At 68.7% G+C, this 23,013-nt stretch carries 23 protein-coding genes; 10 read left to right on the forward strand and 13 right to left on the reverse strand.

Going from position 1 to position 23,013, the window contains the following annotated elements; translation table 11 throughout:
• Positions 1 to 2: 2 nt before the first annotated feature.
• Positions 3 to 2,375 (forward strand): ATP-binding cassette domain-containing protein, encoded by a 2,373-nt coding sequence (locus tag NLI01S_RS03220; RefSeq protein WP_067598831.1) that lies wholly within the window; start codon positions 3 to 5, stop codon positions 2,373 to 2,375.
• A gap of 501 nt (positions 2,376 to 2,876) precedes the next feature.
• Here the strand turns inward: NLI01S_RS03220 and NLI01S_RS03225 are convergent.
• Together NLI01S_RS03225 and NLI01S_RS03230 are read right to left on the reverse strand one after the other, a co-directional pair.
• Entirely contained in the window at positions 2,877 to 3,530 is a 654-nt protein-coding gene (locus tag NLI01S_RS03225) for a class I SAM-dependent DNA methyltransferase (RefSeq protein ID WP_067598834.1), read from the reverse strand.
• A 39-nt stretch (positions 3,531 to 3,569) separates the two neighbouring features.
• The gene (locus NLI01S_RS03230; RefSeq protein WP_067598837.1) at positions 3,570 to 3,995 is read right to left on the reverse strand and encodes a MarR family winged helix-turn-helix transcriptional regulator; all 426 of its coding nucleotides are present in this window, start codon (positions 3,993 to 3,995) and stop codon (positions 3,570 to 3,572) included.
• Positions 3,996 to 4,070: 75 nt separating this feature from the next.
• Here NLI01S_RS03230 and NLI01S_RS03235 point away from each other — a divergent pair, with 75 nt between their 5' ends.
• Positions 4,071 to 4,499 carry a PaaI family thioesterase gene (locus NLI01S_RS03235; protein ID WP_067598840.1) on the forward strand — a complete coding sequence of 143 codons (429 nt, stop codon included), beginning with the start codon at positions 4,071 to 4,073 and terminating at the stop codon, positions 4,497 to 4,499.
• 33 nt (positions 4,500 to 4,532) lie between these two features.
• Here the strand turns inward: NLI01S_RS03235 and NLI01S_RS03240 are convergent, their stop codons facing one another.
• A complete protein-coding gene (locus tag NLI01S_RS03240; protein ID WP_067598843.1) occupies positions 4,533 to 4,838 on the reverse strand; it encodes a 4a-hydroxytetrahydrobiopterin dehydratase in 306 nt (101 codons plus the stop codon).
• A 583-nt stretch (positions 4,839 to 5,421) separates the two neighbouring features.
• Between NLI01S_RS03240 and NLI01S_RS03245 the strand changes: the two genes are divergently transcribed.
• Positions 5,422 to 5,793, forward strand: a complete 372-nt coding sequence (locus tag NLI01S_RS03245) for a DUF742 domain-containing protein (protein ID WP_067598846.1) — start codon at positions 5,422 to 5,424, stop codon at positions 5,791 to 5,793.
• Between the two features lie 51 nt (positions 5,794 to 5,844).
• Here the strand turns inward: NLI01S_RS03245 and NLI01S_RS03250 are convergent, their stop codons facing one another.
• Complete coding sequence (locus tag NLI01S_RS03250) at positions 5,845 to 7,803, reverse strand: AfsR/SARP family transcriptional regulator (RefSeq protein WP_067598849.1); 1,959 nt, start codon at positions 7,801 to 7,803, stop codon at positions 5,845 to 5,847.
• A 127-nt stretch (positions 7,804 to 7,930) separates the two neighbouring features.
• Here NLI01S_RS03250 and NLI01S_RS03255 point away from each other — a divergent pair, with 127 nt between their 5' ends.
• Positions 7,931 to 8,809 (forward strand): alpha/beta fold hydrolase, encoded by an 879-nt coding sequence (locus tag NLI01S_RS03255; RefSeq protein WP_067598852.1) that lies wholly within the window; start codon positions 7,931 to 7,933, stop codon positions 8,807 to 8,809.
• A gap of 31 nt (positions 8,810 to 8,840) precedes the next feature.
• Here NLI01S_RS03255 and NLI01S_RS03260 read toward each other — a convergent pair whose 3' ends face one another.
• From NLI01S_RS03260 to NLI01S_RS03270, 3 genes are read right to left on the reverse strand one after another with little or no spacing between them, the layout of a single operon-like run.
• Positions 8,841 to 9,653: an ABC transporter ATP-binding protein gene (locus NLI01S_RS03260; RefSeq protein ID WP_067598855.1), complete on the reverse strand. Its 813-nt coding sequence runs from the start codon at positions 9,651 to 9,653 to the stop codon at positions 8,841 to 8,843.
• A gap of 52 nt (positions 9,654 to 9,705) precedes the next feature.
• Complete coding sequence (locus NLI01S_RS03265; protein ID WP_067598858.1) at positions 9,706 to 10,797, reverse strand: FecCD family ABC transporter permease; 1,092 nt, start codon at positions 10,795 to 10,797, stop codon at positions 9,706 to 9,708.
• Positions 10,794 to 11,828 carry a FecCD family ABC transporter permease gene (locus tag NLI01S_RS03270; RefSeq protein WP_067598957.1) on the reverse strand — a complete coding sequence of 345 codons (1,035 nt, stop codon included), beginning with the start codon at positions 11,826 to 11,828 and terminating at the stop codon, positions 10,794 to 10,796. The genes NLI01S_RS03265 and NLI01S_RS03270 overlap by 4 nt, the downstream gene beginning before the upstream one ends.
• Before the next feature lie 162 nt (positions 11,829 to 11,990).
• Here NLI01S_RS03270 and NLI01S_RS03275 point away from each other — a divergent pair, with 162 nt between their 5' ends.
• On the forward strand, positions 11,991 to 13,004 hold the full coding sequence (locus NLI01S_RS03275; protein ID WP_067598864.1) for an iron-siderophore ABC transporter substrate-binding protein: 1,014 nt from the start codon (positions 11,991 to 11,993) through the stop codon (positions 13,002 to 13,004).
• Between the two features lie 259 nt (positions 13,005 to 13,263).
• Here NLI01S_RS03275 and NLI01S_RS03280 read toward each other — a convergent pair whose 3' ends face one another.
• From NLI01S_RS03280 to NLI01S_RS03290, 3 genes are all read right to left on the reverse strand, one after another.
• Positions 13,264 to 14,112, reverse strand: coding sequence for a class I SAM-dependent methyltransferase (locus NLI01S_RS03280; RefSeq protein ID WP_067598867.1), 849 nt, complete (start codon positions 14,110 to 14,112; stop codon positions 13,264 to 13,266).
• Positions 14,113 to 14,212: 100 nt separating this feature from the next.
• The gene (locus NLI01S_RS03285; protein ID WP_067598870.1) at positions 14,213 to 14,725 is read right to left on the reverse strand and encodes a GNAT family N-acetyltransferase; all 513 of its coding nucleotides are present in this window, start codon (positions 14,723 to 14,725) and stop codon (positions 14,213 to 14,215) included.
• 21 nt (positions 14,726 to 14,746) lie between these two features.
• Positions 14,747 to 15,514, reverse strand: a complete 768-nt coding sequence (locus tag NLI01S_RS03290; protein WP_067598873.1) for a sulfite exporter TauE/SafE family protein — start codon at positions 15,512 to 15,514, stop codon at positions 14,747 to 14,749.
• A 283-nt stretch (positions 15,515 to 15,797) separates the two neighbouring features.
• Here NLI01S_RS03290 and NLI01S_RS03295 point away from each other — a divergent pair, with 283 nt between their 5' ends.
• Entirely contained in the window at positions 15,798 to 16,430 is a 633-nt protein-coding gene (locus tag NLI01S_RS03295) for an NUDIX hydrolase (RefSeq protein ID WP_067598877.1), read from the forward strand.
• Positions 16,431 to 16,558: 128 nt separating this feature from the next.
• Here the strand turns inward: NLI01S_RS03295 and NLI01S_RS03300 are convergent, their stop codons facing one another.
• Positions 16,559 to 17,191, reverse strand: a complete 633-nt coding sequence (locus tag NLI01S_RS03300) for an alpha/beta hydrolase (RefSeq protein WP_067598880.1) — start codon at positions 17,189 to 17,191, stop codon at positions 16,559 to 16,561.
• The gene (locus NLI01S_RS03305; RefSeq protein ID WP_067598882.1) at positions 17,188 to 18,138 is read right to left on the reverse strand and encodes a ring-cleaving dioxygenase; all 951 of its coding nucleotides are present in this window, start codon (positions 18,136 to 18,138) and stop codon (positions 17,188 to 17,190) included. The genes NLI01S_RS03300 and NLI01S_RS03305 overlap by 4 nt, the downstream gene beginning before the upstream one ends.
• A 347-nt stretch (positions 18,139 to 18,485) precedes the next feature.
• On the opposite strand from NLI01S_RS03305, the gene NLI01S_RS03310 reads away from it, so the two are divergent.
• Both NLI01S_RS03310 and NLI01S_RS03315 read left to right on the forward strand, forming a co-directional pair.
• Positions 18,486 to 19,820 (forward strand): DUF2254 domain-containing protein, encoded by a 1,335-nt coding sequence (locus NLI01S_RS03310; protein WP_067598886.1) that lies wholly within the window; start codon positions 18,486 to 18,488, stop codon positions 19,818 to 19,820.
• Positions 19,821 to 19,989: 169 nt separating this feature from the next.
• Positions 19,990 to 20,445 (forward strand): GNAT family N-acetyltransferase, encoded by a 456-nt coding sequence (locus tag NLI01S_RS03315; protein ID WP_067598889.1) that lies wholly within the window; start codon positions 19,990 to 19,992, stop codon positions 20,443 to 20,445.
• Between the two features lie 80 nt (positions 20,446 to 20,525).
• Here the strand turns inward: NLI01S_RS03315 and NLI01S_RS03320 are convergent, their stop codons facing one another.
• Positions 20,526 to 20,747 (reverse strand): SDR family oxidoreductase, encoded by a 222-nt coding sequence (locus NLI01S_RS03320; protein WP_084392273.1) that lies wholly within the window; start codon positions 20,745 to 20,747, stop codon positions 20,526 to 20,528.
• A 65-nt stretch (positions 20,748 to 20,812) separates the two neighbouring features.
• Here NLI01S_RS03320 and NLI01S_RS03325 point away from each other — a divergent pair, with 65 nt between their 5' ends.
• Both NLI01S_RS03325 and NLI01S_RS03330 read left to right on the forward strand, forming a co-directional pair.
• On the forward strand, positions 20,813 to 21,361 hold the full coding sequence (locus NLI01S_RS03325; RefSeq protein WP_223809088.1) for a GNAT family N-acetyltransferase: 549 nt from the start codon (positions 20,813 to 20,815) through the stop codon (positions 21,359 to 21,361).
• Between the two features lie 660 nt (positions 21,362 to 22,021).
• Positions 22,022 to 22,525, forward strand: coding sequence for a hypothetical protein (locus NLI01S_RS03330; protein WP_157090933.1), 504 nt, complete (start codon positions 22,022 to 22,024; stop codon positions 22,523 to 22,525).
• Positions 22,526 to 23,013 lie beyond the last annotated feature (488 nt).

Here is a 23,013-nt window from a genome sequence, read left to right on the forward strand (position 1 = left end):
CCATGACCACCACCCACCCCGCCGACGACCACCCCACCATCAACGTCCACGGCGCCCGCACCAACAACCTCGCAAACGTCGACCTCACCCTGCCCAAACGCCGACTCACCGTCTTCACCGGCGTCTCCGGATCCGGCAAAAGCTCCCTGGTCTTCGACACCATCGCCGCCGAATCACGCCGCATGATCGACGAAACCTACAGCACCTTCCTCCAAGGCTTCATGCCCACCCTCCCCCGCCCCGACGTCGACCTCCTCCAAGGCCTCACCACCGCCATCATCATCGACCAAGAACGCCTGGGCTCCGACCCCCGCTCCACCGTCGGCACCGCCACCGACACAGGCACCCTCCTGCGCATCCTCTACAGCCGCATCGCCCAACCCCACATCGGCAACCCCAACGCCTTCTCCTTCAACGTCCCCACCGTCCGCGCCGGCGGCTCCATCACCATCGAACGAGGCAACACCAAAACCACCAAGGTCGGCTTCAACCGCCAAGGCGGCATGTGCCCCCACTGCGAAGGCCGCGGCAAGACCACCGACTTCGACCTCACCCACCTCTACGACGACACCAAATCCATCAACCAAGGCGCCTTCACCATCCCCGGATACAAATCCGACAACCTGTGGACCACCCGCACCTATGCCGCCTCCGGACTCCTCGACCCCGACAAACCCATCCGCGACTACACCCCCACCGAACTCCACAACCTCCTGCACCACGAACCCACCAAGGTCAAAGTCGAAGGCGTCAACCTCACCTACGAAGGCCTCCTGCCCAAACTCCGCAAAACCTTCCTGTCCAAAGACCGCGAAGCGATGCAACCCCACATCCGCGCCTTCGTCGACACCGCCGTCACCTTCACCGACTGCCCCCAATGCGAAGGCACACGCCTCAACCCCACCGCCCGCTCCGCCAAGATCAACGGCACCGGCATCGCCGACCTGTGCGCCATGCAGATCAACGACCTCGCCCACTGGGTCCGCAACCTGAACGAACCCTCAATCGCACCCCTACTCACCACCCTGACCCACACCCTGGACTCCTTCGTCGAGATCGGCCTGGGCTACCTGTCCCTGGACCGACCCGCCGGCACCCTCTCCGGAGGAGAAGCCCAACGCACCAAACTCATCCGCCACCTGGGCTCCTCCCTCACCGACATCACCTACATCTTCGACGAACCCACCGCAGGCCTGCACCCCCACGACGTCCAACAGATGAACGAGCTCCTACTACGCCTACGCGACAAGGGCAACACCGTCCTGGTCGTCGAACACGAACCCGACACCATCGCCATCGCCGACCACGTCGTCGACCTGGGCCCCGGAGCAGGCACCGACGGCGGACACATCGTCTTCCAAGGCACCGTCGAACAACTCCGCACAGCCCCCACCACCACCGGCCGCCACCTGGCCGACCACACCACACCCAAACCCACCGTGCGCACCCCCACCGGCACCCTCCCCATCCGCGCCGCCACCACCCACAACCTCAAAAACGTCGACACCGACATCCCCCTGGGCGTCCTCACCGTCGTCACCGGCGTCGCAGGATCCGGCAAAACCTCCCTCATCCACGGATCCCTCACCGAACACGACAACGTCCTGGCCATCGACCAAACACCCATCCGCGGCTCACGCCGCTCCAACCCCGCCACCTACACCGGACTCCTGGACCCCATCCGCAAAGCCTTCGCCAAAGCCAACAACGTCAAACCCGCCCTGTTCAGCGCCAACTCCCAAGGCTCCTGCCCCCAATGCAAAGGCATCGGCGTCACCTACACCGACCTGGGCATCATGGCCGGCATCACCACCACCTGCGACGTATGCGAAGGCAAACGCTTCGCCCCCGCCGTCCTCCAACACCACCTGGGCGGCCACGACATCAGCCAGATCCTGTCCATGTCCGTCGACCAGGCCCACACCTTCTTCGAACAGGGCCCCGCACACACCCCCACAGCCCACAAGATCCTCACCCGCCTACACGACGTCGGACTGGGCTACATCAGCCTCGGCCAACCCCTGACCACCCTCTCCGGCGGCGAACGCCAACGCCTCAAACTCGCCACCCACATGGGCGGCGAAGACAACATCCTCATCCTCGACGAACCCACCACCGGCCTCCACCTGGCCGACATCCAACAACTCCTCACCCTGCTCGACCAACTCGTCGACACCGGCACCACCGTCATCGTCATCGAACACCACCAAGCCGTCATCGCCCACGCCGACCACATCGTCGACCTGGGCCCCGGAGCAGGCACCGACGGCGGACACATCGTCTTCCAAGGCACCCCCACCGACCTCATCGACCAGGCCACCACCCTGACCGGCAAACACCTGGCCCACTACGTCAAAGGCACCACACACACCTGACCCCGGACAGAGAAAAACCCCCGCAACCCATGGCTGCGGGGGCTCCCGTCAACACCGGACCCCGCACATCCCCCGATACCGAGGATCCGGCCCAGGCCGCGCACACAACCCCCGTAGGCGCCCGACCCCACACCCGCGTCAAGGCCCCAGGACCGATCGGCCGTAACGGCCGCCCCCGACCCCCAGGGCGCGCAGATGCTCACCCAACGCCCTACCCGACCCCTGGCCGGTAAACATCCCCACCCCGGAAATACTCACGCCCCCTCACCCGTTACACCCACTACAGGCAGATGCGGTAGCAAGTGTCCCCCGGGCGCCACACACCGCCTTCGCGGAATACCACGCCCCTCGCGGGCGGTTCGGAACCGCGTCGCGCAACCCGCCGCGAGGCGACCACCGCATCCGCCTGCCACACACCACGGCCCCGCCGAGCACCCGCTCGACGGGGCCGTTCCCATACCCACCCCAAGAACCCCACCACACCGACACCGCCCGCGCCCCTCACACGCTCGGCCCCTCCTTGCGACACAACAGATGCGCCTGGGCGAACCCACGGCGAGGATCCTCGCGCTCCGCCAGGACGGAGCGGGCCACCTCCACCATCCCCGCCGCACGCAACGGCTCCAACACATGCTCGACGCCATAGCGGTAGGCCGTGGCCACCCGATGATCGAAGACCTCCACCGGCCCGGCAGGATCCTCATGACTCTGGAAGGACACCAACAAGTACCCGCCACCCACCACGACACGCACCATCCGGGCCAAGACGCCGGGCAGCCGTTCGGGCGAGGTATGGATGACCGAGTACGAGGACAACACCCCGGCCACGGAACCGCCCACCAGCGGTAGCTCCTCCAACCCTCCCACCACGAACCCGGCGGACGGACAGGCCTCGCGGGCCAGGACCAATGCCTTCGGCGCCAGATCCACACCCACCACCGCCAACCCCCGCCGCACCAGGTGAGCACTGATGTGCCCGGGACCGCAACCGGCGTCCAAAACCGTCCCGCCACCGATGGAAAGCACCATGTCCGCGAACACGTCGACCATGGCCCGATGCAACGGATCCACCGCGAAGGCCGAACCCGCGTGATCCGCGTAGAGTTCGGCGATCTCGTCATAGGCACGGGAAACGGACAGAGCATGTTCGGTCATGGAGACCGATCATAGAGGCCCCCAAGGCACGCCCGTTCCTCAGGGCTCCCAGAGGGCCAACCTCCGCAGAGCCTCCACCGCCTCGTCGAACCCCTCCTCCCCCAACAGCGCCCGCGCCTCGGTGTTGAATCGGTCGATCTGGGGCCGGGCAGCGGCCAGGCTGTCCCGTCCCGCCGAGGTCAGCCCCAGCACCACCGCACGATGCTGAGCGGGGTGGGTGCCCTTGGTGATCAATCCGGCCTTGGTGAGTCGTGCCACCAGGGAGGTGATGGCGGACTCGCCCGACCCCAGGGTGCGGGCGAGCTCTTGTTGAGTGATGCCGGGGCGGTCGTGCAGGGCGAACAGGGCGCCGAGCTGGGCGGTGGTGACGCCTGCGGCCTCCAGACAGCGACGGTCGGCGTCGGTGCGCAACCGGTGCGCGGCTCGTTGCAGGAGGAAGTACAGGCGCTGATCGGGTTCGGCCATGGGTCGAATCTTGACAGAGGCTCCCGGTGCGCGAGAACCTCACTTCACTATCGAAGTGAGAGTCGGGAGGACCACATGAACGACGCCGACCTGGGGTTCGCCCGAAAGATCCTGGCGGAGCAGCCCTTCAGTAACCTGGTCGGCGCCCGCCTGATCGCCTTCGGCGGCGGAGAGGCCACCCTGGAACTGGACATCCGCCAAGACCTGCTCCAACAGAACGGATACCTGCACGGCGGGATCCTGAGCTACGCGGCCGACAACGCGCTCACCTTCGCCGCGGGTACCGTGGCCGGAGCCTCGGTCCTCACCACCGGGTTCACCATCGACTACCTGCGCCCCGCCACCGGAACCTTGCTGCGCTCCCACGGGTGGGTCGTGCGCTCGGGCCGCAGTCGCGTGGTCTGCCGGTGCGACCTGTTCGCGGTGGACGAGGAAGGCGCCGAGACGCTGTGCGCGGTGGCTCAGGGCACGATCTCGGTGCTCCCGCCATCGAACGGCTCTTGAGGCCTCCCCCGACGAAGTCCACCCCCACCGAGGTCAGTCCGCGGGGACCGTCGCCGCCACCAGCTCATCGATACGAGCGGCCAGGGCCATGTCCTTGTCGGTGACCGCACCCTCCGAATGGGTGCTCAGGGTCAGCCGCACCGTGTTGTAGCGGATGTCGATGTCGGGATGGTGCTCGGCCTGCTCGGCGGCCTGGGCCACCTCACTCACCAGGGCGATCGCGCCCAGGAAGTCCGGCAGGCTCACCGTGCGGTGGACCGAGGTCGTCTCCGGATCCCACTCCCACTCCGTGAGCCGCTCCAGACCTTCCCGGATCTGTTCGTCATCGAGCCGGACCATGGCTCCCCCTTCGAGGTTCGGTGCCGCTTGAGGCGCCAATCCGTGATTGGCCGGTTCCGGCCGGTACCTACCCGGACCGGGCCACGCCATCACTCCCGTCCCGCACACGAAGAAACCCTTTTGAGTAGGTGCGGCGAAGCCGCTCCTTTGGTTTGAAGGAGTGGTATTTCATTGAACTCGCACCTTTACGGCGTAGATTATTAAGTGTGTGAACGGAGGTGTGCGCGAGGAACCCCTTCTCGCTCACGAAACCCCCGCCCCACAGCCGGATCCGGACACCCACCGCCCCTTGCCAAAACCTCATGGCGGGGGTTGGCTCGGTGCTGCCATCCCCTCCACCCCGATCCCCCGCCCCGGCCACGGCCACGCACGCCACTCCCCCGAAAGGCGCGTCCCGCCCCCATAAGAAGCGCCGGTCGCTTCGTGCCCGCGATCCGCCCAGCCCTGCCCGCTCAGTCCGCGGGCACTGTTGAGCACCCGCGAACGCACCGACCGGACCATCCACGCCCTCTCCCCCACCAGCGCTCCCTGCCCCCTCCCCGCGCATCCACGAACTCCTCGATCAGACGAAAAGTGGGAGCACATGAGCCCGTCGCCGCATCGGAACCAAGGGTGGTCGGCCGAATCGAGCCTGGTCCGCCCCTATTCGCTCACCGGGGGCCGCACCCGCCCCACCCGCACGGACCTGGCGCCGAACACCCGGGTGGTGGCGGTGCCATCGGTGGATCCGACGGAGCTGGATCCGGAACTGGAGACGATCCTGTCGTTGTGCGTGCGCCCGATGTCGGTGGCCGAGGTGTCGGCCCGCTCGGGGTTCGCACCGGGGGTGCTGCGGGTGTTGCTGTCGGATCTGGCGGACCAGGGACGGGTGATGGTGCATTCCTCCGGCCAGGAAGGACACCGCCCCGACGCCGACACCCTGCGTTCGGTGTTGGCCCGCATCAAGGAAATGTGACGCGGGCGAAGAGCGCCCTTGGGTACCGGACACGCGCGGGGCGTGCCGGGGTCAGAGGATGCCTTCGACGCGTTCCAACAGGTCGGTGACCGGACCCACGGCGAACAGCCCGCTCTGGGCCCCGGCCTGCTCGCCGCGAGCCGGGGTCAGAGCGGCGTGGGCGCGGCGCAACGCGGGCCGATGACCGAGGGCCAGGGCGGCGTGCGCGATGAGCGCCCAGTGAGCCTCCATGAGCAACCCCGGGTCGGGGTCGGTGAACCCGTCCAAGGCGCGCGCGGCCTCCTGGGCCCGGTCCTGGGCGAGCAGCCGCAAGGGGAGCACCCAGGGTGTGTGCGGCCCCCACTCGGTGCCCGGTTCCTCTTGCCAGGGCAGGTCGTGGCGCAGTCGCAGGCAGGCCAGGGCCAGGGGCCGTAGCCCTCGTTCCAGGCCGGGCATGCCGGCCGTGGCGGTGCGTTCGGCGGCCTCCCGATAGGCGTGGGCCACCTGTTCGGGGTCCTGGCCTCGCAGGTCCATGCGCAGCGCCCGGTACCAGCTCGTGAAGACCTCCACCAAGGGGCGTTCGTGGCGACGGGCCAACCCTTCGACCGCTTCGGCGTGGTGGTCGGCGCGTTCGACGTCGGCGAGTGCCGCGCCGGTCTGTATTCCGATCAGGTGGCCCAGGATCTCGAAGGATTCGGATCCCTGTCGGGTGGAGACCCGGACCAGTTCGTCGCCGATGCGTCCACGTTCGGTGGTCAGTCCGGTGCGGTGGAAGGTCTGCATCCATCGGCCGTTGAGCGCGAACGCCAATGGGGCCGGGTCTCCCGATTCCCGGGCCAGGTCCTCGGCCTCGGACGCGGCCTGGCGCGGGCGTGGGGAGCGTGTTCCACGTGATTCCAGGGCGATGGTGGTGAGCAGGCGAGAGCGGGTGATCGGGTGCGCGTTGGGGCCCAGGTCGCTCAGGGTGTCCTCGGCGGCGGTCACCACGTGGGCGGCCTGGTCGAAGTCGTCGGAGCGGGTCCAGTTGGCGGGAACGTCGAAGGCGCCGATCACGCGTGCGGTCAGTTCGGGGTCGCCCAGTTCCCGGGCGGCGTCGATGGCCCGCACGCGGCGTTGTCGGGCGCCGACCAGTCCTTGGGGTCCGGTCAGGGCCAGGGAGCGCAGTAGGCCCATGGTGGATTCCAGGCGTGCGCGGGGGCCGGGGGCGGCCCGGTAGGCGCGGGCGGTGCTGTGCCAGAGCTCGTCGACCACGTCGGTGGGTCGTTCGGGTGGGTCGAGGTGGTCGGCCTGCTGGAGGATGTCGTGTTCGAGGCGGCGTAGGGCGCGTCCGGGGTCCAGGCCCAGGTCGTGGGCGAGCAGGGTGCGGGCGCGGCGTAGGACCTGGAGTGCCTCGCCTTGGCGGCCGGTGTGGTAGAGGGCGGTGGCCAGGAGTTGCCAGGCCTGTTCGCGCCAGGGGTGCTCGGCCAGGTGGGCGTCAAGGTCGGCGATGGCCCGGGCGGTGTGGCCGGTGTCCAGGTGGGCTTGGGCCAGGGTCTCCACGGCGTGGAGTCGCAGTTGGCTCAGGCGGGCGCGTTCGGCCCGGGCCCAGGTGGTGTGGGCGACGTCGGTGTAGGCGGGGCCTCGCCACAGTTCCAGGGCCCGTTCCAGGGTGTGTGCGGTCTGGTGGGGGTCGGTGGTGGATCGTGCGTGGGTCAGGTCGGATTCGAATGTGCGGGCGTCCACCGCGCGGGTGCGTAGTGCGTATCCGGGGCCTTGGGTGATGAGCAGGGTCGGTGGGGTGCGTGGGGTGCGGTCGGGTTCCAGGGCGCGGCGTAGGGCGGCGACGAAGGTGCGCAGGGCCCCGATCGCGTTCGTGGGTGGGTCCTGGTCCTCCCACAGGTCTTCGACCAGTACGTTCACCGGGACGACGCGGCCGTGGGCGATGGTCAGTCGGGCCAGGAGTTGGCGGTGTCGGGGTCCTTTGAGCGGTAGGTCGTGGCCGTGGTCGTCCCAGGCCCGTATCGATCCCAGTACTCCCAGGCGTGCCGTCACCGGCTCTCCCCCGTGTTCCTCGTCCTGTCCGGGCAGGGGTCACGGTATCGCGTGCTCATCGGTTGCTCATCGGGGGTCGAGAGGCTGATCGCGTCCGCTTCTTCACCTGTCTGAGAGGAACCTTCGCATGTCGAGTGTCATCACCGGTTTGGAGTACCGCCGTGTCCCGGTGGCCGAGGGTGTGTCGTTGAACGTGGCCGTGGGAGGGTCGGGTCCGGCCGTGGTGTTGTTGCACGGTTTCCCGCAGACGCACCTGATGTGGCGGCACGTGGTCGCCGATCTGGCCGAGGACCACACCGTGATCTGCCCGGACCTGCGCGGCTACGGGGACAGTGATCACCCCGTCGAGGATGGGCCCCACACCTACGCCAAGCGCACCATGGCCGCGGACGTGGTGGCCCTGGCCCGTGCGTTGGGGCATGAGCGGTTCGCGTTGGCCGGGCACGACCGGGGCGCGCTGGTGGGTATCCGGGCCGGGCTGGATCACCCTGGGACGGTCACCCATCTGGCCGTGTTGGACGTGCTGCCCGTACCGGAGATGTGGGAGGCGTTGCGGGGCGTGCGAGGGGCGGTGGGCTTTCACCTGTACCTGATGGCGCAGCCGCCCGGTCTGCCCGAGGCGATGATCCAGGCCGCTCCGGAGGAGTTCTTCGGACACTTCCTGGACCTGTGGGCGAACTCGCCGGAGGCGATCCCCGCCCCGGTGCGTGGCGCCTATCTGAAGGCGTGCGCGGGCGCGGTGCCCTCGATCGTGGCCGACTACCGTGCCTCGGCCGGGATCGACCTGGAACACGACCTGGTCGACCGCGACGCCGGGAACCGGTTGGGCATGCCGGTGACCGTGTTGCAGCAGGACTGGGGCGCCGCCCTGGGCTATGACGCCGCCGCGCTGTGGGGGCGCTGGGCCGAGGACCTGCGTCACGACACGGTGGGTTGCGGTCACTTCATGGCCGAGGAGGATCCCGGCCTGGTCGTCGAGGAGTTGCGCACCCTGCTGCGGCGCTGACCCTGGGCCGGCCCCGTGCCGCGGGCCCCTTCTACCCGTGGTCGCGTCGTACTCCGCGCCGGTCCAGCGGCACGATCATCGGGGTGTCGGTCTCGGGGTCGGCGATGATGCGCACGGGCAGGCCGAAGACCTTCTCCACCAGGTCGGCGGTGACCACGGTGGCCGGGTCGCCCTCGGCCACGATCGCTCCGTCCTGCATCACGATCAGGTGGGTGGCGTAGCGGCAGGCGTGGTTGAGGTCGTGCAGCACGGCCACCAGGGTGTGGCCCTGTTCGGCGTGCAGGTCCGCGCACAGGTCCAGCATGTCCATCTGGTGGGCGATGTCGAGGTAGGTGGTGGGCTCGTCCAACAGCAGCAGTGGGGTCTGCTGGGCCAGCACCATCGCCAACCACACCCTTTGGCGTTGGCCGCCGGAGAGTTCGTCCACCGACCGGTCGGCCAGGGCGGTCACTCCGGTGGATTCCATGGCCTGGGCCACCACCGCCTCGTCCTGGGCCGACCATTGGCGTAGGAAGCTCTGGTGTGGGAAGCGTCCGCGGGCCACCAGGTCGGCCACTCCGATCCCGTCGGGGGCGATGGAGGTCTGGGGCAGCAGGCCCAGGCGGCGCGCCACCTCCTTGGCCGGGTAGGAGCCGATGGTCTGTCCGTCCAGGAGGACGTTGCCCTGCGAGGGTTTGAGCGTGCGTGAGAGGGCGCGCAGCAGCGTCGACTTGCCGCAGGCGTTGGGGCCCACGATGACGGTGAAGGAGTTGTCGGGGATGGTGACGGCCAGCTCGCGTGAGATGACCCGTTGGTCGTAGGCGAGGGTCAGTTCTTGGCCGGTCAGGCGGGTGTGGTCGTTCATCGTCGCTCTCTTCGAGGTGCGCGGGACGTCAAAGGGGTTCGGGGCGGGCGGTTCAGGCGCGGCCGCCGCGCCATTCGGTGTACAGCAACCAGATCAGGTAGCTGCCGCCGATGACGGCGGTGACCACGCCCACCGGCAGTTGGGTGGGTGCCAGGGCGCGCATGGCCACCAGGTCGGCGAGTACGAGCAGGGTGGCGCCCATGAGCGCCGCGCCGATCAGCGTGGTGCCACCGGTGCGGGTCAGGCGTCGGGCCAGTTGGGGGGCGGCCAGGGCCACGAACCCGATGGGGCCGGCCACCGCGATGGCGGCGCCGGTCAGGGCGCTGGCGGCGGCCAGGGCGATGACCTGGGTGGAGCGGGTGTTCACTCCCAGGCCTTGGGCGGCGTCCTCGCCCAGTTCCATGAACCGTAGGCGTTGGCCCACCGCGAACAGCACCGGGGCCAGGAGGGCGAAGCCGATCCAGACGGCGGCGACCTCGCCCCAGCCGCGTCCATTGAGGCTGCCGATCATCCAGATCTGTGCGCCCAGGGCGTCGGTGAGTTCGGCGCGGGTCAGGAGGTAGTCGCGGACCGAGGCCAGCATGGCCGAGACGCCGATTCCGACCAGTACCAGCCGGTAGCCCTGCACTCCGTTCTTCATGGCCAGCAGGTAGACCACGGCGGCGGTGATCAGGCCGCCGGCGACGGCTCCCAGGGAGACCACCAGGCGGCTCGCGCCCAGGACGAGGATGGCGAAGACGGCGCCGGTGGCCGCCCCTGAGGTGAAGCCGATGATGTCGGGGCTGCCCAGGGCGTTGCGCGAGAGGCTTTGGAAGACCGCGCCTGCGACGCCCAGGGCGGCGCCCACTCCGATCGCGGTCAGGGCGCGGGGTAGGCGTACGCCTTGGACGAAGAACACGTCCAGGCGTTCGCCATAGCCCATCAGGGCGCCGGGTACCGCCGACAGGGGGATCTCGTAGTCGCCGACGGTCACCGAGACCACCAGGGCGACCACGCTCACCAGGGCCAGGACCAGGCACACGATCAGGGTGCGTGGGCGCAGGAGGAAGGAGAGGCGTTCGCCCTTGCTGCGCCAGGCCACGGTGCCACGTGGGCGGGTGTGGGTGTGCTCGTCGGGGCGTGGTGGGGCCAGGGTCTTGTTCAAAGTTGGGCCATCTTTCTACTGCGGACCAGGGCGATGAACAGGGGCGCGCCCACGAAGGCGGTGATGATGCCGACCTCCAGTTCGGAGCCGGGCAGGATGACGCGCCCGACGGTGTCGGACGCGGTGAGCAGGATCGCGCCCAGGACGGCGGAGTAGGGCAGCATCCAGCGTTGGTCGGGGCCGGTGATGACCCGGGCGGCGTGCGGGATGATCAGGCCGACGAACCAGATGGGTCCGGCGGCGGCGGTGGCGGCTCCGCACAGCAGGATGACGGCCACGGCGGTGCCGGCGCGGATCAGGGGGATGCGGGCGCCCAGGGTGGCGGCCAGGTCGTCGCCCAGGGCGATGGCGTTCAGGGAGGGGCCCAGGGCCAGGGTGAGCACGATTCCCGCGACCAGGAAGGGGGCGACCTGCCAGAACAGGTCCAGGTCGCGTCCGGTGAGGGAGCCCACCTGCCAGAAGCGGATGCGGTCGAACACGAAGTCGTTGAGGACGATGACCCCGTAGATCAGCCCTTGGAGGACGGCGGCCAGGGCGGTTCCGGCCAGTGCCAGGCGGACCGGGGTGGCGCTGGCGCGGCCGCGGGAGCCCAGGGCGTAGACGGCGATCGCGGCCACTGCGGCGCCGACGAAGGCGGGCCAGACCAGCCCTGCGCCGCTCAGGCCGAACAGGAACACGGCGATGACCACGGCGGCCGCGGCCCCGGAGTTGATGCCCAGGATGCCGGGTTCGGCCAGTGGGTTGCGGGTCAGGGCCTGCATGAGGGCGCCGGCCATGCCCAGGGCGGCGCCCACGAACACACCGATGATGGTGCGGGGCAGGCGCAGGGTGCGGATGACGTCGTGGTCGTAGCCGCCGTTGTAGGCGGTCAGTGCGGCCCAGACGTCGGCGGCGGGGATGGGTTTGGCTCCCACGGTGACGCTGAGCAGCATGCACACGGCCAGGGCCGCCAGGGCGACGATGAGGCCGATGGGGCGGATCACGCGTCGGGTGAGGGTGGGGCGCGTTGGTGTGGGCGCGCGCAGGGCCACGGCTTCCCCGTTCTGGTGCGGGTACGGATGGTGGTCGTGGGGGGCGTGGTGGTGCCGGCGGTGCCGACGTCGCATCGTATGGCACCGGGGAAACCCGGAAGAACACCACTGGGACAGGTTAGCCTTACCTACGTCATGTTCGCACGGAAGGGTCCCCCAACGATGTCGCACGCACGCCCCCTGCTCGCCTTCGTCTGCCTGCCCCTGGCCGGGGCGCTCGCCCTGACCGGGTGCGGGCCCGGCTCCGAGGAAACCGGTTCGGAGGACTCCGCGAACGGGCGGACCCGGACCGTGGAAGGGACCAACGGCCGGGTGGAGGTCCCCGCCGAGCCCGAACGCGTGGCCGTGCTGTGGCGTCCCACCCTGGCCGCGGTCACCGGTCTGGGGCACGAGGTGGTGGGCACCATGGGCACCCCCGGTTCGGCCGACCAGGGGTTGGCGCCGTTCCTGCCCGCCGACGCCGACGGTGGGGCGTTGACCCTGGTCACCAACTCCCCGGTGGAGGACGACGTCAACATCGAGGAGTTGGCCACCACCGCACCGGATCTGATCATCGGTGTGGACACCCCGATGGGCACCCAGGCCCAGATGTTGGATTCGTTGGAGGCGATCGCCCCCACCGTGCTGTTGGAATGGGAGGGCACCGGTTCCTGGCGCGGGCACCTGGAGGAGGTCGCCCGGGTCCTGGACGCCCGGGAGGCGGCCGAGGAGGCGTTGGACACCTACGACACCGCCATCGAGCGGGCGCGCACCCGGATCGAGGAGGCGGGGGTCGACCCGGCCCGGACCGAGGTGTCACTGGTGCGGTTGCAGGACGAGTCCGAGATCCGGTTGGAGACTCCGGCGTCCTTCCCCGGTCAGGTCGTCGACGACCTGGGTTTCGCCCGGCCCGAGACCCAGTCGGAGGCCGAGGGCGACACCGACTTCATCTCACGCAGCTACGAGAACCTGGAGCAGGGCGATGGCGATGTCGTGTTCGTCATGGCCGGGTCCGGTTTCGCCGACGCTCCGGACACCTTCACCGACGGGGTGTGGTCGAACCTGGACGCGGTGCGGCGGGAGCAGGTCTATCGGGTGGACCACGACTTTTGGGGCGCGGCCAACCACCACAGTGCCCACCGCATCGTCGAGGACGTCACCGCCGCTCTGACGGGTGGGATGGACCCGGCGGTGTAGGCCTGCTCCACCCCGGGCCACGGCGAGCCGTAAAGTGGCGGGAACTCCCGAGGCCACGGATCAGGTGACCCATCGGCGACCGAACAACCCCTTCCACGATCGTGTGCGCTCTGGGCCCCCGAGCGCCACGACCCGGGCGCGCCCCTCGTGCGCCAGGACCGGGCAGACCGGACAGATCCGTGTCAGGGGCGCGCGGCCCGTTCGTTGGCCGCTGAGCGATCACCGCCGGCTCCTGTGGCGCTCCTCCTCGATCCTGGTGTCAGGTGCGACGGGCGGCCCAGACAGTGCGTTCGGTGCGTACTGTCAGGTCCTCGCGGCGCAGCACGCTGTGTGGGCCGCTGGGGTCCAGGAGGCGGTCGAGCGCGGTGAGGTCCTCGTGGGAGAGCCTGTCGGCGATGACACCGCGAATGCGTTGCAGGACGCCGAGGGCGTAACGGCCGATCGCCTCGTCGCGGTCGCCTTCGATGTCCACGGCGATGGTGCGTTGGCCCTCCACGGTGAAGCCGGCGGCGGTCAGCATCGGCCCCCAGTCGGCGCCGCGGCCGGGCATGTGTTCCTTTTGGAGACGGTCGGCCGCGGCGTGGACGCGCTCTTCGAGGCCGGGCCGCTCCTCGGGCGCGTTCTCGGGCAGAAAGCGAGGGTGGCCGGCCAGTTCCACGACGGCGAACAGGGCTCCGGGCGCGAGAGCGTCGTGGACGTTGCGCAGCGCGCGCTCGGGTCGGGCCATGTGGTGCATCGAGGCCGAGGCCCACACCATGTCCGGTGAGCCGAGGTCGGGCCAGGCGGTTTCGTCGAGGTCGGCCCGTACCGTGCGCACGCGGTCCTGGACGCCCAGGGCGCGCGCCTTGGTGCGCAGGCGCTGAAGGTGTTCGGTGGAGGCGTCGACGGCGGTGACGTGGGCGTCGGGGAAGCGGTCCAGGAGGGCGAAAGTGCCCGTACCGGTACCGCAGCCCAGATCCACGAGGTGGTGTGGGTCGCTCTTCAGCGGCAGCCAGGCGGTGATGGAGGTGGTGTGTTCGGCGAGGACCTCGGCGTCCAGGTCCAGGATTTCCGCCTGGACGTCGGTGTCGGTTCCGTGCGTGTGGCGGGCGGTGTGGGTGTGGTTCATGCCTGGCACCTTAGGAGGGCTATGCGTTTCAAGCCCGTCTTCTTGCCGCTCTCGCAAAAGGTCGGGTCGGTGTACTGCTCGACACGCGAGGCGCCCCCGCTCAAGGGGTGCGGGTCACCGGTTTCTCGTAGCGCATGACCGGGTGCCAGGCCAGGTGTTCGGCGAAGGATGTCCGGCCTCGGGCCCGGTAACCCAGACGCTCGTAGTAGGCGCACAACCCGGGGTCGGCGGCCACACAGTCCAACCGCACCAGAGCGCACCCGGCGCGGGCGGCCCTGGCCTCGATCCAGGCGAGCAGCCCCTCCCCCAGCCGGCGACCGGCGGCCCGGTGGTCGACCATGAGTCCGTGGACGTAACGGGCCGCCTCAGGCCCGGGTTCGGGCCACACCTGCGGGTCGGACTCCAACACGCGCACGGCCGCCACCAGGAAGTCCTCTTCCAGCACCCACCACTGGCCGCGCTCGATCTGAGCCCTTACCTGCGCGGGAGCGACCTCCCCCGGGGCCCACTGGTCGATCCCGCCTCGTCGCAGTCGCCGGGTGTGGTCGTCTCGCAGGTGGGCGATGGGGGCGGCGTGCTCGGCTCGGGCGGGCACGGGCGTCATGACGGTCATGGGTCTCCTGGTGGGTGCGGGTCAGGCGAAGACGTCCCAGCCCATGCGTACCAGCAGCGCCAGCACCACCACGAGCAGAACGATCCGGATGAACCCGGCGCCGCGTTGTAGCGCCATGCGTGCGCCGACCTGCGCGCCGATGATGGTGCACACCGCCAGCCCCAAGCCCAGTACCCAGTCGATGTGCCCGCCCAGGCCGAAGACCACCAGAGCGCCGATGTTGGTGCACACGTTGACGATCTTGGCCGCGGCGGAGGCGTGCAGGAAATCCATGCCCAGCACCGCGGTGAAGGCGATGATGAGGAACACGCCGGTGCCCGGGCCGATGAGTCCATCGTAGAAGCTCACGCCCAGACCGGCCAGGGTCAGGACGGCCAGGATCCGGTTACGGGTGCGCAGCGCCGGATCGGGGCTGGTGCCCATGGTCGGGCGAAAGACCACCAGCAGCGCCACCCCGGCCAGGACGACCATGATGACGGGTTTGAGGACGTCGGCGGTCAGCGCGGTGGCCAGGCCCGCGCCCAACCCCGACCCGAGAAGGGCCAGGGTGGCGGTGGGCACGATGATCCGGCGGTCGAGCTCGACCCTGCGGGCGTAGGCCACCGCGGCGGAGACGGTGCCGAAGACCGCGCCGAGTTTGTTGGTGCCCAGCAGGGTGGCCAGGGGTGTGGTGGGGGCCGCGACCATCAGGGCCGGCAGTAGGAGCAGGCCTCCTCCCCCGACCACGGCGTCGACCCATCCGGCGGCGACGGCGGCCAGCAACAGCAGGCCCAGGATCTCGGGGTCCATCAGCGGACCTGGGGTGCAAGAGAGGGGATCATGGGCTCTTCTCAGGGGCGGGGAAGGGGACGCGTGCCAATCTAGCCGGCCCGGTCGGCCACTTTGTCAGCGGACCTGGTGAATTGTCCTGTTTCGGGGTGCGGTTACGATCTCCGACACGGATCCTGGGGGGCCAACCATGATCTGCTGAATCGCCCGCCTACTCGGGGCCCGACTCAACCCTGTACGAACATGCACCGAAACCGTCCGATGGCCGTACCGCACTCCAAGGAGACGAGTGAACACATCTTCCATGTCTTCGGACGACATCCGACGCATCGCCATGGAACTCACCGCCCAGGCGGAGTCAGGACTGGCGTACTGCACCGACCGGTTCGACATCGAACGGTTCCACCGCATCGGGACCCTGGCCCGCGATCTGATGCAGACCATCGCCGCGGAAGACCTGCCCGCCTACGACCGCCGGGTCGCCGCGACCGCCGGTTACACCACACCCAAGATCGATGTACGCGCCGGAGTCTTCGACCCCTCGGGCCGGGTACTGCTCGTGCGGGAAGCCTCCGACCAACACCGTTGGACCCTGCCCGGCGGATGGTGCGACATCTTGGAGAGCCCACGGCAGGCGATCGAACGCGAAGTAGCCGAAGAGGCCGGGCTGGCCGTACGGGTAGCCCACCTGGCGGGGGTCCTGGACCGGCACCTGTGGCCCCACACCCCGGTGTACGACCGGCACATCTACAAGCTGTTCTTCGTGTGCGAACCCGTGGGTGACCTGGATGCCTCCTTCACCAGCGTCGAGACCAGCGAGGTGGCGTGGTTCGAGGTGGACGCGCTGCCGGAGTTGTCTGTGGCGCGGGTTCTGCCCGAGCAGATCAGGTTGTTGCACGAACACTGGGCTCGTCCGGGACCAGCGCACGTGGACTGAACCGGGTATGAACGGAACGCCCACCTTGACGCTGTAGATTCACAAGAGGCCACGAAGAAGCGGTGGCGTCCAGGTACAGGGAACGCCACCGCCGTTCGTCGAGGGCCCGAGGGACGGGCCCTCGAGGTCTAGAAACCCGCCTGCGCGAACCACTCCCGAGCGCGCGAGACCACCGACTGCGGCAGCTGGTGTCCCCCGGGGTGCTCCTCGGCGCGCACGTTCGCGCCCCGCTCCCCCAGCTGGGCGGCCACCAGCCGCGCCTGGTCGATCGTGGTGATCGGGTCGGTGACACCACTGCCCAGGAACACCCGGGTCCCCGACAGGTCCACCGGATCGGGTTCGCGCCCCTGCAACGGAGCACCGCCGGCGAACAGCGCCGCCCCCGCCACCAGCCCCGGATGCAGCAACAGCAGCCCCGCGCCGGTGTTGGCGCCGTTGGAGAAACCGCTCACCACGATCCGCTTGGGGTCCAGGCCGTAGGTGAGGGTGGCGGCCTTGACGAACTCGGCCAGCTCGGCGGTGCGCTCGATCAGGTCCTCGACGTCGAACACACCCTCGCGCAAGCGACGGAACCAACGATTCATGCCGTTCTCACTGACCTTGCCGCGCGGTGAGAGCAGCGCCGCGCCCGGGGCCAGAGCACGACCCAGCGGCAACAGGTCGTGCTCGTCGGCGCCGGTGCCGTGCAGCAGCAACAGCGTGGGCGCGTCCGGCTCGGTGGCCGGCTCGAAGACGTGGACGAAGTCCTCGGTGGTGGTCACCGGGGCACCTCCAGGTGGGGCAGGTTCGCGGCGATCTGGTCCTGGCGGGGCTGCAACCACGGCGGCAGTTTCAACGAACGTCCCAGTTCCAGCAGGGGCTCGTCGTAGTCGAAACCGGGGCCGTCGGTGGCGATCTCCAACAGCACCCCACCGGGTTCACGGAAGTAGATCGAGGTGAAGTAGCTGCGGTCGCGGATCTCGGTGACCCCCACCCCGTCATCGGCCAGGCGCTGACGCCAGGCGTCCTGGACGGGGGTGTCGGGGGCTCGGTAGGCGACGTGGTGGACGGTTCCGGCGGCGACCAGGCCGCGCTCGGCCTTGGGATCGGCCAACACGTCGACGATGGTGCCCACTCCGTCACCGGAGTCGTTGGTGTGGAAGCGCATCCGGCCACCGCTCTCGCCGTGCAGCCGAAAACCCAGCTGGTCGCCGAGCATCCGCGCGGTGCCCTCGGCGTCCTGTTCGGTCAGGGTGACGGCGCGGATTCCGCGGATGGCGTGGTCGGTGGGCACCGCTCCCCCGTCCCAGGGGTCGGTGTCGTGGTGGTCGGCGCTCGCGGCCAGTTCGATGAGCAGGCCGTCGGGGTCGCGCAGGCTCAGCACGTCCTCGTCGACGCGCTCGGTGGGGCTGGTGAAGGGGATGTCGAGCGCGGAGAGGTGGTCGGCCCACCAGCCCAAGGAACCTTCGGGGACGGAGAAGGTCGTGGTGGTGGCCTGCCCCGCGCCGATCCTGCCCTTGGGCGCGTCCGGCCAGGGGAAGAAGGTCATGATGGTGCCGGGGTTGCCGGCGCGGTCGCCGTAGTACAGGTGGTAGGTCTCTGGGGAGTCGAAGTTGACGGTGCGCTTGACCAGGCGCATGCCCAGGACGTTGAGGTAGAAGTCGGCGTTGGCCTGGGGATCGCTCGCGATGGCGGTCACGTGGTGGATCCCCGAGGGGCGTACGTCCATGGGCCTTCGTCCTCTCCTGAAGTCCTGCGTCGGTCACTCGCTCCAACAAGTTGAATATTAAACTAATTCCGGAGCGATGTCTGCCCCTCGCTCCCGCACACCGTCCGCTTTGCCCGAGAACGCCCCTCGTCGATCCACGCGCAGAGCACCCAAGGGACAACGATACGTCTACCGAACTTCCGTTCCCGGATTATCCGGCCCGTGGACGTCCGAGAGATTCGGAAGTAGATCCACGACTCGACGACCCTTTCCCGATTCGACCCCGTGTGGAGGGGTAGCCGCGCGAAGTCCCGCGCACCGCCCGTGTCGGATCCGACGCAAGACCCGCGGCCGGCTAGGTTCGGCACATGGGCAGACCACACAAGTTGGCCAGGTCGGCGCTGGGAGAGCGCGTCCGGGAGTCGTTCGTCATGGTCCCGCTGTCCGGGATGGTGTTCTTCGCCGTCCTGGCGCCCGCCACCGCGATGGTCGACGTGGCGGTCGGACACTTCCTGGTCGAATATCAGGGGGACCTACAGATCTCCCCCAAGGACCGGTCCGCCTGGGTGGACAACGGGCGCACCGTCATCCAGACCGTCGGACCGGCCACCCTGACCGTCATGGGCGTGGTCTTCAGCATCACCCTGGTGGCGTTGCAGATGGCCACCGACAAGCTCTCACCACGCATCGTCCATCTGTTCACCCGCAGCTGGACCACCAAGCTCACGCTCACGGTCTTCCTCGGCACGTTCGTCTACACCATCGGGGTGCTCTACCTCGGCGGGCTCATGTCCGATCAGGACAATCCCTTCGTGCCCGTGGTCTCCACCACCCTGTCGATCCTATTGTTGCTGCTGTGCCTGCTGAGCTTCCTGTTCTTCGTGCAGGGAACGGTCGCCCTGATGCGGGTGACCTCGGTGATGGACCACCTCACCCGAGGGACGCTCGCACAGATTCGCCGTATGGCCCTGGCCGCTCCCCCGCCTTCGCCCCCCAAGCCCTCCGGCGCCAAGGTCACCAGGGTGCTCTCCCAGACCCGGGCGGGGGTGCTGACCTGGGTGGACGAGCGCAGGCTGGCCGCCTGGGCGCGACGCAACGACGCCTTCGTGCGGGTCGTTCCCAGGATCGGCGACCACGTGCCCGCCGACAGCGTGGTCCTGACCGTCCGGTCCGGGAGGAAGCCGCGCGCCGTCGCACGCGCGGCGCGGACGCTGCGCACCGGACAGGAGCGGTCCACCTACCGGGATCCGGCGTTCGGTCTGCGACAGATCGTCGACATCGGCGTGCGCGCTCAAGCGTTCGGTGAGAACGATCCGACCACCGTGGTGCAGTGCGTGGACCGGGTCCAGACCCTGGTGGAGGCCTTCGCGCAGGTCACCGAACACACCTGGACCGTTCACGATCGTCAGGGGGTTCCCCGCGTTCTGATGCCGATGCCCACCTGGGAGGGGTTCGTGGAACTGGCCTTCAGCGAGCTGGTGCTGCAGTGCGAGGGACACACCCAGGTGACCCGGAGGTTGTCCGCGGCCCTGCGCGACCTGGAGGAGCGGGTCGATGGGCGCCACCGGCCGGCGATCCGGCGCTACCGGGACGAACTGCGCCGGGTGTGCGAGCGACACCTGCCCGAGCACCTGGTGGGGTTCGCGTTGACCCCCGACCACCAGGGGCTGGGCGGAGGTGGACGAGGGCCGGAGGACGCCTGAGGTGACCGGCGGGTGTGTGAGGGGTCGTCTCAGGAGAGGTCCGAGCGTGCCGGAGAGTCGAGCGTCAGCGGGTGGCGCCCACCAGGGCGGCCCGGGTCGCGTTGGGCGGGGTTCTTCGAATCGGTCGTGCCTCCTTGGCACACACGGCCGATGGCGTGAGCATGGAGGTATGGACACGGTGGTGCGTGAGGCCGTCCCGGGCGATGGGCCCGGGATCGCCACGCTGATCACCGAAGAGGCCCCGCACTTCGACCTGCAGGGTTACCCCGAGGACCTGTGGCCGGATCACCTGGTCGTGCTGGTCGCGGAGCGAGAGGGTCACATCGTCGGTTGGCTGGAGGGGATCCTCGACGGTGAGTACGAGGGTTCCGGCGCTCCGGTGCCTCCCCCGCACGGGTACATCCTGGCGATCGTCGTCGACGAGGAACAGCGCCACCACGGGATCGGCGGCGATCTCATCGAGAAGTTCATGGAAGAGGCCCTCGCGGCGAAGGTCGAGTGGGTCTTCCTCATCCCCGAAGGGGGCGAGGGCTGTGAGGACCGCGTTCGTTTCTTCATCCACTCCGGGTTCACCCCCACGGAGGTCCTCGACGAGAAGCGCCTCATCATGGCCCGCTGGACCTGAGACGGGAACGCCCACCACAGACAGCCCTACAACGCAGGGCCCCCGGCGACCTGGAGAATCTGTCCGGTGATCCAACGGGCCTACTGCGAGGCGAGAAAGACCACGGCGCCGGCGATGTCGCTCGGGGCGCCCAGCGTGCCCATCGGTACGATCCGCCTCACTCGGGGAAGCGCTTCCTCATCCATCCAGCCGATCTGGCCATGGCCCGGAGCGACGGCGTTCACCCGGGCTCCCCGAGGTGCCGGGGCCAAGGCGGTGGACCTGGCGCTCGCCTCCAGCACCGCTTTCGACGAGGACGACACCGGGCGATGAGCTTGCCGTTCAACAGAGTGAGGTCTTGGTCACCGGCCGGTCCGGTAGTGCGGGAGTGGCCGAAACGGCTGTCGTGCTGACGGAACCGGCGGAGCCGCGCCAGTATGAAGTCATGAATGACATCGCTGTTCGCTCAGTTCAGTCCCACGAGTTAGCTGCTGTCGCCGGGCTGCGATGGCGGTGGATGCAGGAGCTCTACGGAACTCCCGACACCACGTTGGAGGAGTTCGTTCCCCGATTCGTGGCGTGGGCCCGGGAGAACGAGTCCTCCCATCGGTGCATGGTGCTGGTCCGCGAAGATGTGGTCATCGGGATGGCCTGGCTGGCGATCACGCAGCGCGTACCGCTTCCGCGTGCGCTTGAGCGGATGTCCGGTGATGTGCAGTGCGTGTACGTCGCGCCGGACGAGCGCGACCGTGGCCTGGGCGGTGAGCTGATCGATGCGGTCTTGGCGTGGGCGGGCGAACTTGGACTCGAGCGGGTGACGGTGCACTCCAGCGCCAGGGCGGTTTCGGCGTACTCCCGTCACGGGTTCGCGGTTTCTCCGCATCTGCTCCAGATCAAAGTTGAACAAGGCCAGGGGGATGAGTCCCCCGCAAGCTGATGTCCAGGGCACGACGCTGAACGCGCTGCCCCGTTCACGGAGGGGAGGACGCAATAGGCGAGCAGGACGCCGGTGTTGGTGCCCTCCTCGGCCGCATGGGTGAGCGCCGAGTTCCGCAGCTGGTGCACCAGCGTGCCGCCGGCAGCCGCCTCGCGGAACACCTCCAACCGCTTCTCCCCCGGCTGCGGGGCAGCTCAAACAACATGTTCCCCCTGCACCCCAATGCCGAGTTCACCACCTGATAGGGCCCGTGCCCCACCTCCAATGAAAAGTCCTTCGACTCAGAGTTCTCAGCATCCTGCAACTGGTGGAAGGCATCCGCCAGGGCGCGGTCGCCACCGCCGGTAACGCTCTCTTCCGACCAGACATAGGACCAGGCCCCACCGTCGCCCCATCCTCACGATCCGCCCGAGAGCATCCTGGAAAAGCCGCATCCCGGTTCCCCAAACGCGTCCCCGGCAGCATGAGCATGAGCCGGATCATCAGCCCCGACTCGATATTGTGGTGTGTCCGGGTGCGGCCACGTCTTGGGTACTGTCGGGTGTGTCTTCCCTGGTTGCTGCATTCGCGGGTGTGGTGTCGCTGAAACCTCCACCTCGATCAGGGCCGTCGAAATAAGATCGGTTCCAGAATCGAACCCCCGTGGGAGGAACCCTCTTGGTGAAGATCGCCCCCAACAAGGCATTTGTCAGCGACGACGGCCAGTGGTACTACGCCATGCTCGGTTGGAAGCCCCTCGTGCCCTCTCCCATCTCGAAGAAGCCCAGTATGGTGCAGACCGCACCGATTGCTGGGAAGGCATCGATCGAAACGTCATCTGCGGGGAAGAAGCTCGCCGCGCTGGTCGCTGAGCACGGTGATCTGCACAAGGCCGAGTACATGCTCGACCCGCAGTGCGCTCAAGCCGAACAGCTCGGTCTTCGGCAGATCGTCCGCCAGTACTCCTCCGCCGAGCAGGTCGAGGAGGATCTTCCGCGGATGGTGTCCGCCGGTTGGTCAGCCGCCACCCAGGGGCAAAGCGCGGAGCGGACCAGTACTGGCCGAACCGTGGCTGGTGTGGTGATCGGCGCGGTCGCGACCGGCGGGTTGGGAGCGATCGCGGGCGGCATCATCGGTGCGTCGGCGAAGAAGGCCGGGCTTATTCAGGTCACTTGGGAGCGCTGATACCGCCAGGGGCACTCCCCCCACGGAGTAAGCCGCCAGACCTGCCCTTTCAACACCCCCGGAGGGATCCACCCGATGGCCCGACGGACCCGGCGCAAAGCAAGGAGGGCCTCGACGTCGGCGATGTCGGCACCCCTGGCGGCCGGAGCCACAGCTTCTCGGCCACTTCAAAGACACCACCGATCCTCGCCACAGCAAGGACGTGGAGATCAAATGGGGTGTCCATCCACGCGGAGACACCACCGAGTGGATCAGGGGCGAACAACGGACGGCTCTGCTAGTGCTCATCAGTGGCTGGTTCCGCGTTGAGCCCCCCGATCGGGACGTCGTCTTGGAACAGTAGGGCGACTACATCGCTTGGGGGCGCGGAACCGACCACTCCTGGATCGCGCAGGAAGAGTCGGTGGTGTTGACGGTCCGGTAGCCCTCCGTTCCCGATTACACGGTGACCGAGGCAGAGCCGTGAAGCACAGGCGTGTTATTGAGCC

It is taken from the genome of Nocardiopsis listeri NBRC 13360 (assembly GCF_001570765.1).
GTDB classification, from domain to species: Bacteria; Actinomycetota; Actinomycetes; order Streptosporangiales; family Streptosporangiaceae; genus Nocardiopsis; species Nocardiopsis listeri.